This window comes from Acinetobacter sp. 70_2 (assembly GCF_056736115.1).
This window is the reverse complement of record NZ_JBWZIP010000015.1, coordinates 738,493-755,465: the sequence shown is the minus strand read 5'-3', so window position 1 is coordinate 755,465 and position 16,973 is coordinate 738,493. Positions and strand designations below refer to the sequence as shown.

Annotated in this window: 14 protein-coding genes; 6 read left to right on the top strand and 8 right to left on the bottom strand. The window is 38.7% G+C overall.

The genetic code is table 11. From position 1 onward, the window contains the following. Window positions 1-99 precede the first annotated feature (99 nt). On the bottom strand, window positions 100-1,578 hold the full coding sequence (gene amvA / locus AC1PJ9_RS12525; protein ID WP_311087434.1) for a multidrug efflux MFS transporter AmvA: 1,479 nt from the start codon (window positions 1,576-1,578) through the stop codon (window positions 100-102). Between the two features lie 125 nt (window positions 1,579-1,703). On the opposite strand from amvA, the gene AC1PJ9_RS12520 reads away from it, so the two are divergent. Next, window positions 1,704-2,282, top strand: coding sequence for a TetR family transcriptional regulator (locus AC1PJ9_RS12520; RefSeq protein ID WP_275067874.1), 579 nt, complete (start codon window positions 1,704-1,706; stop codon window positions 2,280-2,282). A gap of 47 nt (window positions 2,283-2,329) precedes the next feature. On the opposite strand, the gene AC1PJ9_RS12515 is transcribed toward AC1PJ9_RS12520, so the two are convergent. From AC1PJ9_RS12515 to AC1PJ9_RS12505, 3 genes are all read right to left on the bottom strand, one after another. Further along, the gene (locus tag AC1PJ9_RS12515) at window positions 2,330-3,589 is read right to left on the bottom strand and encodes a serine hydrolase domain-containing protein (RefSeq protein ID WP_311087433.1); all 1,260 of its coding nucleotides are present in this window, start codon (window positions 3,587-3,589) and stop codon (window positions 2,330-2,332) included. Between the two features lie 71 nt (window positions 3,590-3,660). After that, complete coding sequence (locus tag AC1PJ9_RS12510) at window positions 3,661-4,515, bottom strand: MaoC family dehydratase (RefSeq protein WP_311087432.1); 855 nt, start codon at window positions 4,513-4,515, stop codon at window positions 3,661-3,663. 75 nt (window positions 4,516-4,590) lie between these two features. Continuing rightward, window positions 4,591-5,982 carry a 3-oxoacyl-ACP reductase gene (locus tag AC1PJ9_RS12505; RefSeq protein ID WP_174728197.1) on the bottom strand — a complete coding sequence of 464 codons (1,392 nt, stop codon included), beginning with the start codon at window positions 5,980-5,982 and terminating at the stop codon, window positions 4,591-4,593. A gap of 235 nt (window positions 5,983-6,217) precedes the next feature. Between AC1PJ9_RS12505 and AC1PJ9_RS12500 the strand changes: the two genes are divergently transcribed. Then, window positions 6,218-7,786 (top strand): acetyl-CoA C-acetyltransferase, encoded by a 1,569-nt coding sequence (locus AC1PJ9_RS12500; RefSeq protein WP_004701062.1) that lies wholly within the window; start codon window positions 6,218-6,220, stop codon window positions 7,784-7,786. 62 nt (window positions 7,787-7,848) lie between these two features. Here the strand turns inward: AC1PJ9_RS12500 and aceI are convergent, their stop codons facing one another. After that, complete coding sequence (gene aceI / locus AC1PJ9_RS12495; RefSeq protein WP_206224585.1) at window positions 7,849-8,283, bottom strand: AceI family chlorhexidine efflux PACE transporter; 435 nt, start codon at window positions 8,281-8,283, stop codon at window positions 7,849-7,851. Window positions 8,284-8,373: 90 nt separating this feature from the next. On the opposite strand from aceI, the gene aceR reads away from it, so the two are divergent. The 3 genes from aceR (at window position 8,374) to leuE (ending at window position 11,111) form a co-directional block, all read left to right on the top strand. Then, window positions 8,374-9,267: an HTH-type transcriptional regulator AceR gene (gene aceR / locus AC1PJ9_RS12490; RefSeq protein ID WP_311087431.1), complete on the top strand. Its 894-nt coding sequence runs from the start codon at window positions 8,374-8,376 to the stop codon at window positions 9,265-9,267. Window positions 9,268-9,397: 130 nt separating this feature from the next. Then, window positions 9,398-10,387: a transaldolase gene (gene tal / locus AC1PJ9_RS12485; RefSeq protein ID WP_311087430.1), complete on the top strand. Its 990-nt coding sequence runs from the start codon at window positions 9,398-9,400 to the stop codon at window positions 10,385-10,387. Window positions 10,388-10,460: 73 nt separating this feature from the next. Then, window positions 10,461-11,111 carry a leucine efflux protein LeuE gene (leuE, locus tag AC1PJ9_RS12480; RefSeq protein WP_004701054.1) on the top strand — a complete coding sequence of 217 codons (651 nt, stop codon included), beginning with the start codon at window positions 10,461-10,463 and terminating at the stop codon, window positions 11,109-11,111. A 35-nt stretch (window positions 11,112-11,146) separates the two neighbouring features. On the opposite strand, the gene AC1PJ9_RS12475 is transcribed toward leuE, so the two are convergent. After that, on the bottom strand, window positions 11,147-11,620 hold the full coding sequence (locus tag AC1PJ9_RS12475; protein WP_004701051.1) for an Lrp/AsnC family transcriptional regulator: 474 nt from the start codon (window positions 11,618-11,620) through the stop codon (window positions 11,147-11,149). A gap of 187 nt (window positions 11,621-11,807) precedes the next feature. On the opposite strand from AC1PJ9_RS12475, the gene AC1PJ9_RS12470 reads away from it, so the two are divergent. Further along, window positions 11,808-12,980: a benzoate/H(+) symporter BenE family transporter gene (locus tag AC1PJ9_RS12470; protein WP_311087429.1), complete on the top strand. Its 1,173-nt coding sequence runs from the start codon at window positions 11,808-11,810 to the stop codon at window positions 12,978-12,980. 73 nt (window positions 12,981-13,053) lie between these two features. Here AC1PJ9_RS12470 and AC1PJ9_RS12465 read toward each other — a convergent pair whose 3' ends face one another. Together AC1PJ9_RS12465 and mgtA are read right to left on the bottom strand one after the other, a co-directional pair. Then, window positions 13,054-13,773 carry an MgtC/SapB family protein gene (locus AC1PJ9_RS12465; protein WP_311087428.1) on the bottom strand — a complete coding sequence of 240 codons (720 nt, stop codon included), beginning with the start codon at window positions 13,771-13,773 and terminating at the stop codon, window positions 13,054-13,056. Window positions 13,774-13,788: 15 nt separating this feature from the next. Continuing rightward, a complete protein-coding gene (gene mgtA, locus AC1PJ9_RS12460; protein ID WP_311087427.1) occupies window positions 13,789-16,545 on the bottom strand; it encodes a magnesium-translocating P-type ATPase in 2,757 nt (918 codons plus the stop codon). Window positions 16,546-16,973: the final 428 nt, after the last annotated feature.

Genomic DNA, 16,973 nt, shown 5'->3' with positions numbered 1-16,973 from the left:
TTATTTATGAGAATTAAATAACTAAATTTATTATAAAGAAAATATTAAAAAGACATTTAAGGGTAAAAAGAAAGATTGTCTCGCTTTTTACCCTTTATTTTAGTTTACTTTCTTAGGAAAGCTAAACCAGACAAATACAGTTAAAAGGAAGAAACAAATAGCTGAAATTGTAAGCACCCAACTATGCGCATAGCTAAAAGCTTGCTGAGCAACTGCAATTAATTGCCCTCCCAAAGGGCTTTCAAGGTTAGAAGCTAATTGCATGGTTTCACCAATCGAGATACTCGCTTTTTCAATTAAGCTCGTCGGAAGCTCGGCTGGTAAAATAATTGAGCGGCTATAAAACCAAGATAACATTAACCCAAATATAGCAACGCCCAAACCAGCACCAAGCTCATAAGCCATACCTTCAATCGCACCTGCTGCACTTGCCTTTTGAGGCGGTACCGATGACATAATCGCAGCAGTTGAAGCCAGTAAGGCAATCTCAATGCTAAAGCCTAAAAACACCATACACGTCCATGCTAAAAAATGATCGGTCGAGAAGTTAAGCTGAGCTAGTCCCCATAGACTGAGTGCACTAATTAAAATCCCTAGACTCGATACAAGTCTAAGCCCCCACTTATTCAAGCAAATACCAGCTAATGGACCACCTAAACTAATTGCAATCATGAATGGAATAATAAACATGGCTGCCTGTAATGGAGAAAAACCATGTACAAACTGCAACTCTTGAGACAAGAGTAATTCAAAACCAACCAAAGCAATCATGGAAACAACGGCCATAACAATACTGGTAGAGATCACTGGGTGTTTAAATAACTCCAGATCAATCATTGGTGTCGTAGCTCTTTTTTGGCTTCGAATAAAGTGGATTAAAGTACTTATTCCAACCATAAACATCACAACTGTAAGTACCGAGAAGTTGTACATCGCCGATTTGATTGAATAGATCAGGCTTAAAATGGCTACAACCAAAATTAAAGCTTGCCCTAAGTTAATTGGCTGATCAGTTTTCTCTTGTTGTTTAGGAATAATCATCGCGATCATGACCAGAACCACTAAAATAATCGGGATATTGATGAGAAAGACTGCTCCCCAATGGAAATGTTCTAGTACAAATCCACCAACCAATGGACCAAAAGCTGCTCCGCCACCACCCACTGTAGACCAAAGACCAAGTGCGAAATTCCTCTGCTTTTCTTCGGTAAAAGCATTACGAATGCCTGATAAAGTGGCAGGAATAAGCATTGCTGCTCCTAGACCTAAAACAGCACGGGAAACAATTAACGCGTAAGCTGTTGGAGAAAAAGCCGCAGCTAAGGAACCAACTCCAAAAATTGCAGTTCCAATAAATAATAATTTTTTAAAGCCAATACGATCACCCAGTGCACCCATCGGCAAAATCAAACCTGCCATAATCAGTGAATAAATATCAATGACCCATAAAAGCTGATTGGCAGTTAAATTCAATGCTGCACTTAAAGATGGTGTAGCAACATGCATCACCGTTGCATCAATCGTAACTGGTAAATATATAAGGACGATAATTGTCAGGATTAACCATTTTTTTTGCATAACGCTCTTCAATATCCAAAACTTGGACATGTGTTCAAATCATGGTTATTATATACACAATTGGACACTTGTCCAACTTTTAGTTTTAATGTAATTTGTGTCGAATTCAGTCAGGTGAAAGAAACATGGCCTATCTTAATCGCGATCAACGCAGAGAAATGATTCTGCAAGCAGCCATGCAAGTTGCTTTGGCTGAAGGTTTTACAGCCATGACGGTACGCCGAATCGCAACAGAAGCACAAACATCAACCGGACAAGTTCACCACCACTTTTCTTCGGCATCTCATTTAAAAGCTGAAGCTTTTCTAAAGCTAATGGAACAGCTTGATGAAATTGAACAAACCCTAAAAACGACTAGCCAATTTCAAAGGCTATTCATCTTATTAGGCGCAGAAAACATAGATAGACTTCAGCCCTACTTACGCTTATGGAATGAGGCTGAACTCTTAATTGAACAAGATGTTGAAATACGAAAGGCTTATAACCTTGCCATGCAGAATTGGCATCAAACAATTGTGCGAGCAATTGAATCTGGTAAAAAAGAAGGTGAATTTAAAAATATATCTAATTCAACAGACATAGCTTGGCGACTCATTGCTTTTGTGTGCGGATTAGAAGGTATTTATCAACTTGGTTTACACGGTTTAGCTGAAGAAGACTTCAAGCGTCATACCGAAGCAATTATTCGTCTAGAATTATTATAAATATTGAAGCTGGCATTAATTAAAATACCAGCTTTACAACACTAAAATTAGAACCAACCTTTACGGCCTTTTAAAATTTGGTCAGTGCAACGTAAGGCTTCTTGAGTCAGCCCCCACAAACGGTAATCACCCGTGATTGAACCAATTTGAAAATTATGAATATAGGCAAAACTCAGGTCGCGCTCAGGATCGCACCACGCCCCTGAACCATTGTAACCAATATGCCCAAAGCCATTTTTAGCGCGTTTACCCATGGTAATAATGCGGTGATATCCTAAACGCCAATTCATCGGAATTGGCATGACACGATCACGTGCATAACTTTGAATAGTACTGAGCTCTTTAAATATTTCTGGGCGAATAAGTTGCTGTCCATCCCATTCACCGTGATTTGCCAGCATCGCATAAATTTTAGCAAGACTATTTGCAGTAAACGTGCCGTTCGCCGCTGGAATGACTGCTTGTAACCCTTCATCACTAAAGAAACTAAAATGCTTCATTCCTTTTGGAATCATGGCATCCTGAAAATCTTGCGGGTCTTGTCCAGTCCACGTAATCATTTTTTCAGAGAGTGAACTCTTGCGTGCTTGAGGCTTTTTAGGTTTTTCAACTTGGGGAGCCGCTGGTTTTTCAGGTTTTGGTTGAATAATTAAACGTGCTACACGGTCTAGCTCACTTGCAGGTGTACCAAAATAAGCACCGTCTAACTGCAAAGGCTCAACGAGATATTTTTGCATGAGCTGATCTAAAGATTGACCAATTGCTTTTTCAAGTACTCCACCGACAAGCCAGCCAAATGTTAAAGCTTGATAAGCATTGCCCTCTCCGGCAAGGAATCTAGGCTTAGTCGCTGCAATCACGTTTAACATATGAGACCAGTCGAGCATTTCTCTTGCACTTTCGATAATATTTCGAACATCAAACATACCACTTTGATGACTTAGCACATGACGTAAAGTCATTTGCTCTTTACCATTTTGAGCAAATTCAGGCCAATAAGTCGCAATCGGTTTATCGTATTCTAAAAAACCTTCACTTACTAAAATATGCGCTAAGGTTGCAAGTACGCCTTTACCTGTAGAATAGCAAACTGCCAAAGTATCGGGTTGCCAAGCTTCAGTTTGTGATTTGAGACCTGTATAAATATCTACAACTTTCTGGCCTCTAAAATAAACCGCTAATGCAGCTCCACCTTGTCCAGTTCTAGCATCTTGAAGACGGCTGAACTGGTGAGCTAAATCAATAAAACGTTCATCTAAAATACCGTGATAGTTATGGGTATCGGCCAGTAAAATTTCTTTAATCACAGGAAGTTCCTTGCATTTTTTGTTATTTTGCTCAAAAGCAGCCTAAACATCTGTTCAGGCTGCTGATATTTTTATAATGCTTTTACAGTTCCTGCAACATGTGGTTTTTGTGATTTGGCATTACGAATCAAGAAATCAGTCTTTTTATCTGTATTGGCAGTTAAAAACTCAACTTTTGACGGTAAGAACATTGGTAGTTTAAACCACACATCTGCTTCATAAGCATTTGGTAATTCAAGATTCGCTAATGCTTTAGCCTTGCTCCACATACCATGCGCAATGGCCTGTTTAAAGCCAAATGCTTTTGCTGTAATAGCATGAATATGAATTAAGTTAAAATCTCCAGACACTTTCGCATAACGGCGGCCTGTGTTTTCTAAAATATCCCACTCTGCCTTTGGAACATAAGCTGGCGCTTGTTCTTCTTTGGCTTTCTCACCCACTCTTTTTTCGACTTTTTGACGAGATAAATAAGTCGTTAAGCCTTCCATCACCACTTCATTGCCAACTTTTGCCGTGGTAATAAAGTCAAACTGAACACCTTTATCATGCGGTTTTAGTTCCCCAAATTTGCATGACAAGGTCAGTTTTTCAGTTACACCAATTGGTCTGGTTTGTTTAATCTGGTTACGGATATGAACTAAACCTAAAATTGGAAATGGAAATGCTTCTGCTGTCATCATGTGCATTTGCAAACTTTGAGAAAGCACAGCCAAATAAATTGCTGGTACAAAGCCATTATTTTGAAAGCCACATACTTCGTTATAAGCTTTAAGATGACTCTGATCAATTTCTAGAGTATCTACTACATATTCAACTTGCGGCAAGATTTTTGGCCCCTGAGGCTTTTTAAAAATTAAGCCTTGTACTACTTTTGGATAAGCTAATGCCGCTTTTGGTAGTTGGCTAAAATGACGAGTATTCATACCTAACCTTTTATAATTTATAGATTCTTGAATAAAAAAGGGATGCACAAGCACCCCCTATTTAGCTAAAAGTGCTTAAGCGCCCAACAAGCTTTGACCACACACACGTACAACGTTACCGTTTACGCCTGTAGAAGCAGTTGATGCAAACCATGCAATTGTTTCTGCTACATCAACAGGTAAACCACCTTGTTGCATTGAGTTCATACGGCGACCAGCTTCACGAATTGCAAATGGAATTGCCGCAGTCATTTGAGTTTCAATAAAGCCAGGTGCTACTGCGTTAATGGTAATACCATTTTTTAGAATAGGCGCAGTAAATTTCACTAGACCAATCACACCAGCTTTTGACGCAGCATAGTTTGTTTGACCAAGGTTACCAGCAATACCACTAATTGATGATACACAAACAATGCGGCCATTTGCATTTAGACCATCGTTTTCTAACAAGTAGTCATTTACACGTTCAGCAGCAGACAAGTTAATGTTAATTACCAAGTCCCAAAGCTCTGGCTTCATGTTTGCCAAAGTTTTGTCACGAGTAATACCTGCGTTATGAACGATAATATCTAAACCGCCTTGTTTAGCCGCAGCAGTTTTAATTTTTTCACCTGCATCAGCAGCAGTAATGTCAATTGCCAATGTAGAACCACCAATGTCAGCAGCTACACGGTCAAGGTCAGCTTGTTGTTGTGGTACATCTAAACAAATAACATGCGCACCGTCACGCGCCAACACATGTGCGATTGCTTCACCAATACCACGGCTTGCACCAGTTACTAACGCAGTTTTACCAGCAAGCGGTTTTGCCCAATCAACATCAACCACATCTGCTTTAGACACACGGACAACTTGACCAGATACATACGCTGAACGTGGAGAAAGCAAGAAACGTAAGGTTGATTCAAGATTTGCAGCGGCACCTTCGTCTACATAAACAACTTGAGCAGTAATACCCTTTTTAAATTCTTTACCTACAGATTTAATAAAGCCTTCAAGTGCACGCTGAGCAATTGCCTGTTTTACAGTTTTTGCAGTTTCAGGTGTTGTACCAATCACAATTACACGACCAGAAGTCGCAACTTGACGTGCAATCGGATTAAAGAATTTATAAAGTTCGTTTAACTGTTCTGAGTTTTGAATACCAGACGCATCGAATACAACTGCTTTGAATTTTGATTCTTTGTCGCCTGCATTAAATGGGCGTAAATTTAAACCAACTTTTGCAGCTTCTTGCTGTAATGCAACATTATTGCCTACATAACTGTCAGCATGAATATTGCTAAGTACTTGTGCAATCTCACCAGACAATACACTTGATGGCGCTGCGCCAACCAATACTGCACCATTCACTACTGGCTGAGCACTTTCAAAACGCTCTAATGCAACTGGTGATGGTAAACCCAGATTTTTAACAACGAATTTACCAATAGGAGATTGCGTAAATGCTTGGTATTGATCAGTCATGATTATTATCTCTCAAAGAAATGAATTTTCTACGACAGGCTTCATTATGTTATGAGATGGACAGAAACAATATGAAATCAGTCGTTCATTAGAGTTACTCCAAATCATACTTGAGTTCATCTTTGGATGTCTTGACCTGAATGCTATCTACAATGTCATTCTAGTCAATACAGGTCTATTTGAATTGTGTTAAGGTAGCTTACAAGAATATCGTTATTATGCTTGGAAAAGCCTTATGAGCAAAACAACTCAAGAAAATCCAGCAGTCGAGAATTCTGCTCAGGAAAAAGTGTCAAATACATCAAAGTCGGCTTCTAACACGGCTAAGCGTAACAGCACTACTCCTAAAGCAGCAACTAATACACAAAAAACGACACGTACTCGTTCAACGACTGCACCTGCACGTAGCCCTCGTAGTAAGAGCGCTGCTTCAGCAACCCCGTCTACATCTTCAAATGTAGCTGCAGCACCAAAAGCAACAAAAACCAAACCTTCTGTTCAACAGGATAAAACCATGAGTCAAAACACTGTTCGCCGCGTTGCAATTATTGGTGGCAACCGTATTCCATTTGCACGTTCAAATACTGCTTATTTCAAAGCGTCTAATTCTGACATGCTGACAGCAGCATTGAATGGTTTGGTTGAACGCTTTAATTTACAAGGTAAGCGTATTGGTGAAGTTGTTGCGGGCGCTGTTTTAAAACACAGCCGTGATTTCAACATGACTCGTGAAGTTGTACTGAGCACAGATCTTGCTCCTGAAACTCCTGCTTATGACATTCAAATTGCATGTGGTACAGGTTTACAAGCAGCATTTGTCGTTGCCAACAAAATTGCACTTGGTCAAATCGATGTAGGTATCGCAGGTGGTGTAGATACAACTTCTGACGCGCCGATTGCTGTAGGTGATGGTTTACGTAAAGTTTTACTTGAGCTCAATGTTGCTAAAACGGGTAAAGACCGCCTTAAAGCTTTAACAAAAATTGATTTTAAAAAGCTTCTTGATGCACCAAGCAACGGTGAACCACGTACTGGCCTTTCAATGGGTGAGCACCAAGCAATTACTGCTTTAGAATGGGGTATCACTCGTGAAGCACAAGACGAGCTAGCTGCAAGCAGCCATCAAAAACTTGCTGCTGCTTATGAGCGTGGTTTCTTTGATGACTTAATGACTCCTTTCTTAGGTCTTAACCGTGACAACAACTTACGTGCAGACAGTACAGTTGAAAAACTTGCTAAGTTAAAACCAGTTTTCGGTAAAGGCGAAACTGCAACAATGACTGCAGGTAACTCAACTCCGTTAACTGACGGTGCTTCTGTGGTATTGCTCGCATCTGAAGAATGGGCAAAAGAAAACGGTCATGAAGTTTTAGCTTACCTTTCTTTCTCTGAAACAGCAGCTGTTGACTTCATTGGTAAGAACGGCCCTAAGGAAGGCTTATTGATGGCTCCTGCTTATGCAGTACCTCGTATGCTTAAGCGCGCTAACCTTAAACTTCAAGATTTCGATTTCTACGAAATCCATGAAGCATTTGCATCTCAAGTGTTATCTACATTGAAAGCTTGGGAAGATGAAAAATTCTGTAAAGAACGTCTTGGTTTAGATGCACCTTTAGGTTCAATTGATCGTTCTAAACTGAACGTAAATGGTTCATCTCTAGGTGCAGGCCATCCATTTGCTGCAACTGGTGGTCGTATCTTGGCAACTGCTGCTAAATTGATTAATCAAAAAGGTTCAGGCCGTGCATTAATCTCGATCTGTACAGCAGGTGGTGAAGGCGTTGTAGCAATCGTAGAGAAATAATTCTACGATTCACCTTAAAAAAAGCACCCATCAGGGTGCTTTTTTAGTTTAACAACTTAATTTTAATGAAGTGATGCTGCTTTAGCATCTGGGAAAAACTTATCTTCGATATGGTCATAACACCACTGGAAAATAAAGGTATAAACCAAAATACATAAGGTTAAACCAATATCTAAAATAAGTGCATCAATGACACTCATCTGGAGCATATATGCAATCATCGGTACTGTTGCAATCAGCAAACCACCCTCAAAACCAATCGCATGTAAAATCCGCACAGGGATTGTTCTTTCCCAATTATATTTATGCTCTACTTTTTCGAAATAATGGTTAAAAATCATATTCCAGAAAACTGAAACCACTGCCATAAACACACCGAGTGTTCCGGTCACTTCCATCGGCATGTTAAAAATAAAACTTAATGCAATCGCAATGATGACCAATAAAATTCCTTCATAACTGATTGCATGAATGAGTCTTCTCTTGGAAATCAACATTTTTAAATACTCAATAATAACTTGGATAATGTGCATTTTATTTTTATAATTTTGATTAATCCAATTAGGTTCTTTCAATTTTTTTGACAGATGAATATTAATCAAGAACAACTTCTCATGTTCCAGGCCGTGATTGAAACTGGCTCCTTTTCAGCAGCAGCACGGAAACTCGGTAAAGTCCCCTCTGCTGTAAGTATGTCGATTGCTAATTTAGAAATCGATCTGAACCTGACTTTATTTGAACGTAAAGGCCGTGAACCTACTCCAACAGCCGAAGCACGAGTGCTATATGAAAAGACAGCACAACTATTGATTGAAATGAATCAATGGAAACAACACGCCCATGCATTAAGTACTGGTCTAGAACCAAACCTCACTATTGTTGTGGTGTCTGAGCTGCTACATACCAATTGGACCGACTATGTTTGCCTGTTAGAAAGCCGCTTCCCTGACCTACAAATTAATATTGTGTCTGCCCCTCAAGAGGATGCTCTTCACATGTTACTAGATGGCTCTGCTCAACTGGCCCTTATGTTTGAACGTGAACATTTAGACAATAGAGAGCAGTTTGTAGAACTCAAACGTGAAGCTTTAATTCCTGTTATTTCAAAAACCCATCCACTTGCAAGCCAAGAGCATGTTTCTTATGAGCAGATTTTGGGTACGAGACAAATTGTAGTGGCAAGTCGAGATGAGACGTTAAAACCCGAATTATTATTTTCAAAACACTACTGGCGAACAGACAACCACCACTCTGCATGCCTAATGATTTTACGTAATTTGGGTTGGGGGGTACTGCCACAAGAAATGTTTAAAGAAAACCCAGAGTTAAACAACAAGCTAAAAGCATTAGATGTATTTGATTTTACACCGCGTTTTGAATATTACGTCGACTTAGTTTGGAGTCGTGAAAATGAACTTGGTGCTGCTGCAAGGTTTTTGATTGACTATATTCGCAATAAGCGCATACAGCAGGTCCCTTAAAATAATTTCAATTTAGATGCACAACATAAACGTTTTTCTTTAAAACATAACAATTGATATATCGACAGTATGGATAGAGTTTGTGCTATAAAGAAAACATAAGATTTATTACTGAAGATGTTGAATATCAATGACTCATACAGCACTTGACCAATTAAAAACATTAACGACCGTTGTTGCTGACAGTAGCGACCTTGATGCCATTCGTAAATTTCGTCCCTTAGATGCTACAACGAATCCTTCATTAATTACGGCAGCGGCAGAACAACCAGAAAGTAAAGAGCTCATTGAAGATGCTTATTATCAAGCCAAAGAAGAAGGCTATAAAAGTGATGAGTTGATTGAAAGAACCATTGATATTTTAACCGTAAAATTTGGCGTAGAAATTTTAAAACTCATTGAAGGCCGTGTTTCGACAGAAGTTGATGCTGCCCTTTCATATGACACCGAAGCAACCATTAAAAAAGCGCATGAATTATGTCAACTTTACAAAGGTTATGGTATTGATCAGTCACGTATTTTGATTAAAATCGCGTCGACTTGGGAAGGTATTCAAGCGGCTAAGGTACTTGAAGCTGAAGGTATTGCCTGTAACCTGACTCTCCTTTTCGGTTTGCATCAAGCTCAAGCATGTGCAGATGCTAAAGTAACTTTAATTTCGCCATTTGTCGGCCGTATTTTAGACTGGTACAAAAAGGCTGAAGGTGTAGACGCTTACCCAATCGAAAAAGACCCAGGTGTGGTTTCAGTTAAGAAAATCTACACTTACTACAAGCAGCAAAATATTCCAACTCAAGTGATGGGTGCGAGCTTCCGTAGCATTGATCAAGTGCTTGGCCTTGCAGGATGTGATTTGCTAACGATTTCACCGGGGCTACTTACCCAGCTTGAGCAAGATACACGTACAGTTGATGCAGCTCTTGATGCGACTAGATCAAAACAAGCAGAGGCTATTGTTAGACCTGCTCAAGATGAACAAAGCTTTAAAGACGAACTTAATCATGACTTAATGGCATTCCAACTTTTACAAGGTGGTGTTGATGGCTTTATTAAAGCTCGTGACCAATTAAGTTTTTTATTACGTCAATCTTTTGGAATTGATGCAGAAATTAAACCTTAAAAAACTGCACTTTTCATACAAAATTGCCGATTTTTGTTATCATGACAAAAATCGGTTTTTTATTGGGTTTCTTGTGTTCGGCATAACAGATATAACAACATATATTATTGGTACATTCCTAATTGTGTTATTACCCGGACCCAATTCTCTTTATGTGATGTCAATTGCTTCACGCTACGGGATTAAAACCGGATATATGGGTGCACTTGGTATTTTTACTGGTGATCTTATTTTAATGCTCTGTACCGTACTGGGTGCTGCTTCTTTATTAAAAGCATTTCCTTGGGTTTTTATTATTCTTAAGCTCGTCGGTGCACTTTATCTGTCCTATTTAGGGTTTAAGCTTTTACAAGGCAGTATTCAACGCTGGAAACTGCGTAATCAACCACAACCAGAAATGGCTGATTTACCTACTTTAGATAAAATTCACCCTTATAAAACCGCCTTAAGTATTAGTTTACTTAACCCGAAAGCGATTTTATTTTTCTTATCTTTCTTTGTTCAGTTTATTAATCCAGATTACGCTTATCCAGCTTTAAGTTTTTTAATTTTAGCGGTTATTTTACAAATTATTAGCTTTAGCTATTTAACAGCGCTTATTTTCTCTGGAATTAAGCTCTCGGCATTTTTTAAACAAAACCATAAAATTGCAGCAAGTAGTATTTTCTTGGTTGGAATTTTATTTTTTGGATTTGGTTTAAAGTTGGCAACTTCAACGATGTAATATGCCTAGTCTATAAAGATGAACATACTGAACTTTTAAAATGCCAGCATGCCATCTGTTTTGACTTCATTGAGTACAAAGAATGTTCTAACCTGCCTTACTCCTGGTAAGGCAATAATTTTCTCACTATGAAATCGGTTAAAAGCAGCCAAATCTTTAACACGAATTTTTAGAAAATAATCGACTTCTCCAGCAACTAGATAACATTCTAAAACATTCTCCAAACCACCCGATGCCTGTTCAAACGCTTGAAAGCTATCGGGTGTTGAACGGTCTAGTACCACACCCACTAATACAATTGTTTCACGCTGTACTGTAGCTGGATTAATTCGCGCACGAACATCCAAGATTGCCCCTATTTTAAAAAGACGCTGGGTATGATTCCAACAAGATGAGGTGCTTATACCTACAAGTTTTGCTAGTTCGGCGTTACTTAAGCGTCCATTTTCTTGTAAACAACGCATAATTTTCAGATCAAGCGGTGTTAAATTTTCAGCTTGTTCATCCATAAGAACAATATCCAGTATTCATTAATTTTTATGAAATGAATAATAGCATTTATAGCTATTTAAAAAATATTATTTCATTTTTAAGATAAAAATAGAAAGCACCTTCTTAAAAAAAATTGTTAGATTTACCTAGCTGAAAATGTAGGCAGAAACATATTAATTTTTCAGGGATTTAGAACATTTAGCCATGCAAAAGATTCTTCAAGATTTTTCTATTCCAGCTGTATTCGCGGGTTTCATTACCTTTCTTATTGGTATTAGTGTTTCGGCTATTTTAGTGATTCAGGCCGCCCAAGCTTTAGGTGCTTCACCTGAACAAATTACCTCATGGTTTTGGGCTTTAGGTTTGGGTCTTGGTTTATCAGGACTTATTCTTTCTTGGAAATTCAAATACCCTGTAGCAACAGCTTGGTCTACTGCTGGTCTCGCCTTAATTATTGCAACTGGCGGTGGATATAGCATAAATGAAGCAATTGGTGCTTTTTTAGTTGTTGGTGTACTGACTGCAATTTTAGGTTTTTCAGGAATTTTTCAAAAAGCACTTTCATATATTCCTCAAAGCTTGACCAGTGCCATGCTTGCAGGGGTTTTACTCAAATTTGGTATTTCACTTTTCGCAAGTTTACAAAATGATTGGGCATTCGTTTTATCTTTGCTCGTCATTTATATCATTACAAAAAGATTATGGCCGCGTTATAGCATCGTGTTCACAGCACTTGCTGGTGTTGTGCTCTGTCCTGTGTTTTTAGACTTTCATATGCCTACACTTCACTGGTCTTTGGCTAGACCTGTTTGGATTAGTCCTGTCTTTAGCTGGTCAGCTCTTTTGGGCTTAGCGTTACCTCTTTTTGTGATTAGTATGGCTTCGCAGTATTTACCCGGTATTGCCATGATTAAGAGTTATGGCTATCAACCACATGTCAATCAACTGATTGGCTGGACCGGTTTAACCCAAGTTTTGCTTGCACCTTTTGGTTGTTATAGCGTTAATATTGCTGCGATTAGTGCGGCTGTATGCCTTGACGATCAGGTTCATCCTGACCCAAGTAAACGCTATATTGCTGGCATAAGCTCTGGTTTTTTCTATGCATTGATGGGACTATTTGCAGCAACACTGACAAGCTTGCTCATGTCTTTTCCTCATATTTTTATTGTAGCTTTAGCAGGTATTGCATTACTTGGTACCATTAGCCATAACATTGCGCTTGCATTTGGCCCTGTTGAAGACCGTGAGGCCGCATTATTTACCTTTTTATGTAGTGCTTCGGGTATCCAATTTTTCGGTATAGGTTCGGCATTTTGGGGTCTGATTGTCGGTATTATTGTATTTGTAGTTCTTAAGTTTAAGGCTAGAAAATAAGGCCTAAAATAAAAACTTTGCGCTTAACCATTTAGAGCATTTTATAAACAGTTAAGTGCAAAGTCTTATTAAATTAATTAATTGCGTTTTTATCCCAAAAAGCTTGGCGTATTTGTGGCATTGCATTTAAGTGGTTAATAATATGCTGTGCTTCTTCTGTCTCAATTGAAGTCGCAATAAGCGTCACCTCTATCTCAACTTCTTTCTCTCCAAAAGGTGTCACATCAATGTCTTTAGCAGGATAATTGTGATGCTTCAACGTTAGGTTTAATTCATCCATAACCACTTTACTCTGACTGCGGTCACATATGATGTAAATGACATGCAAGACTTCTGTGTCATCGTCTAATGGACGACGGTCAATGATATGAACAATCGGTCTCAATAGCGTATTGGCAGATAAAATAAAAGCTGTTGCCAGTATGGCTTCAATAATTAAATCGGAACCTGCCGCCGCTCCCACAGCCGCCGAACACCATAAAGTCGCTGCGGTATTTAAGCCATGGATATTGCCTTCTTGACGCATAATCACACCTGCACCCAAGAAACCAATACCCGAAACCACATAGGCAATGACTCGAACAGCTCCATCTGCTCCAGTAAGATTCGTTGCAACATCTACGAAAATTGCAGCACCTACAGCGACCAGAACATTGGTTCGAAGGCCAGCTGTACGTTGCCTATATTGACGTTCAAATCCAATTAATGCTCCCAAAACAAAAGCAACCGAGAGACTAATGAGAGTATCTGCAATATTAGATAAATCTGTATGTTGTAGAAATTGCAACTTCATCTTGCACCTATGATTTTATTGCCAGCCGTAACGGCGAATGTAGATTTTTTTAACCCATTGAGTAATACACATATAAGCAATTAAAATTAAAGGCAAATATAGGAAATAACTTAATGGTAAAGCTTGCAGTTTTAAGTAACTTGCCAAAGGCCCCATTGGTAAGAAAATACCAATACACATAATCACTACTGTCATGACTAACAATGGGGTTGCAGCACGACTCTGAATAAATGGAATCTTAGCCGTACGGATCATGTGCACAATTAACGTTTGAGTGAGTAACCCCACTACGAACCAGCCAGACTGGAATAAAGTCTGATGTTCAGGTGTATTTGCCGAAAACACGAACCACATTAAACAAAAAGTGATAATGTCAAAAATAGAGCTAATCGGTCCAAACACCACCATGAAACGGCCAACTTCTTCAGGTTGCCAACGCTGCGGTTTTGCAATTAACTCTTCATCAACATTGTCAAATGGAATCACGATTTGTGACACATCATAAAGTAAGTTTTGAATGAGTAAGTGAATAGGCAGCATTGGTAAAAATGGAATAAAAGCACTCGCAATTAATACCGAAAAAACATTACCGAAATTTGAACTTGCCGTCATTTTGATATATTTCAACATATTGGCAAAAGTTCTACGGCCTTCAATTACACCCTTTTCAAGTACCATCAAGCTTTTTTCAAGCAAGATTAAATCTGCTGATTCTTTCGCAATATCTACTGCCGTATCTACTGAAATACCAATATCGGCAGCGCGTATAGCCGCGGCATCATTAATACCGTCTCCCAAGAAACCAACCACATGACCATTGGCTTTTAACTGCTCAACAATACGTTCTTTATGTACAGGACTAAGCTTCGCAAAAATGTGGTATTGCTCTACTGCTATTTTGAGCTGCTCATCGGTTAAGGTTTCAATTACACCGCCCAATAGAACTTGGTCATAGTTCAGACCAATTTCTCGGCACACTTTTTGAGTGACAAACTCATTATCACCAGTAAGTACTTTTACGGTTACACCATGAGCATGCAAACTTTGTACTGCTTCTCGAGCAGACTCTTTAGGTGGATCAAGAAATGCGACGTAACCAATTAAAATTAAATCACTTTCATCAAGAACCGAATAATTTTCCTGATTATTATCAAACTCACGATACCCTACAGCAACAACACGTAAGCCATCTCGGTTATAACGTTGAGTTAATGCTTCAATTGCGACTTCACGTTGCTTTGTTAAAGGCTCTACTTTGCCATTTACCTCGACATAACGGCAAACCTTTAACATTTCCTCAACTGCGCCCTTGGTAATCATCCGCACTTTTTCTTGAGGGGTTTTTACAACAACCGACATACGGCGGCGATCAAAATCAAAAGGAACTTCATCTAACTTCTTATAACGTAACTTTTGAGTTTTGATCTGATCATCGACAGCTTCTAATACCGCTACATCAAGCAGATTTTTTAAACCAGTTTGATAGTAACTGTTTAAAAATGCTTGCATGAGTACAAAGTCTGATTTTTCCCCATGAACATCAATATGTTGGGATAAAAAGATTTTGTCTTGAGTTAGCGTTCCAGTTTTATCGGTACACAGAACATCCATTGCACCAAAGTTTTGGATCGCATCTAGACGTTTAACGATTACTTTCTTTTTAGATAAGAAAACCGCACCCTTGGCTAAAGTTGAAGTCACAATCATCGGTAGCATTTCTGGAGTAAGACCAACAGCAACCGATAATGCGAATAAAAATGCCTCTGTCCAATCACCTTTAGTGAAACCATTAATAAAAAGTACAACAGGTGCCATCACCAACATGAAGCGAATAAGTAACCAACTGACTTTGTTGACACCCATTTGAAATGCTGTGTTACTTCGATCAGTAGCTGTAACACGGTGAGCGAGTGCACCAAAATATGTTTGAATACCCGTACTTAAAACAACTGCCTGAGCCGAACCAGAAACAATATTGGTCCCCATAAATACAATGTTATCTAACTCTAAAGCACTCGTTTCTTCGAGATTTTTCTGCAATGGAAATTTCTCGACAGGCATTGATTCACCAGTCATTGCAGCTTGAGAGACAAACAAATCTTTCGCATTTAAAATTCTGCAATCAGCAGGAATCATGTCACCTGCAGATAATAAAATCACATCACCTGGCACCAAATATTGAATTGGCATTTCAAATTGGTGATTGGTTTGGTTTTTAATATCAATGCCATAACGCTCATGCATAAGCTCTAAATCTTCTGCACTAACTTGATGACGCAGTACTGTAGCGGTATTACTTACCATTGCCTTTAAAGCATCTGCAGCTTGATTTGATTTTGCTTCTTGCCAATAACGAAGTAACGTCGAGAGAATAACCATCACGCTAATAATGGTTGAACCCGTTAAATCATCGGTAAAAAAAGCAATTAATGCCAAAAGGCTAAGCAAAATATTGAACGGATTGCGGTAGCAATACCAAAGATGTTGCCACCAAGTTAATGGTTTCTCATGAGTGATCTCATTAAGCCCCACTGCCATTTGCTGGGTATGTGCTTGTTCTTCTGTAAGCCCTGTGTAATGAGTATCGAATTGTTTTAATAAATCACTTGATTGGGCTCTTGATGCATCGAGCAAACGCATAGATAAATTTTTGCTAATTTCTTGAGCATAGCTAGATTGATGTAGCTCTTTAAAAGATCGATTACGACCAAAAAAACGCATCAAATGAAATCTTTGTAAAAATGCTGTGAAGAGTCGTTGCCAGAATTTCATCGCGAAATCCTCCATTTTTTAGGCGTACAAAGCTCTCGACCTTATTGATAAATAAAGTCTATAAAAATTTAAAATTTAGAAAGGAATAGGAGATCGTAAAGTTACGATGAAGAAGAGAAAATTAGCCCAAAGCCGAACCAACGCTGACGGAAAGTCGCGGGCTTGAACATAGCTCGAATACTTTGAATCGTATGAGACGAATTATTTACCAAAATTGAATTTTGGTAGTTATAGCAGTGTGTGGAAGCATATAAGAACATTGGCTTCTCCCCATTTCTAGCGAGAAACTAAATAGATAAGTGCTTGAAGTACTTAATTACAAAAAGTAATTTGTATAGGTTTAATCTAATTTTTTACAAAGCTATCTCATTGCAAGATAGCCTTTCCTAAAGGTGATCTTGCTCAGTATTGGCTTTGGTTTAACCGAT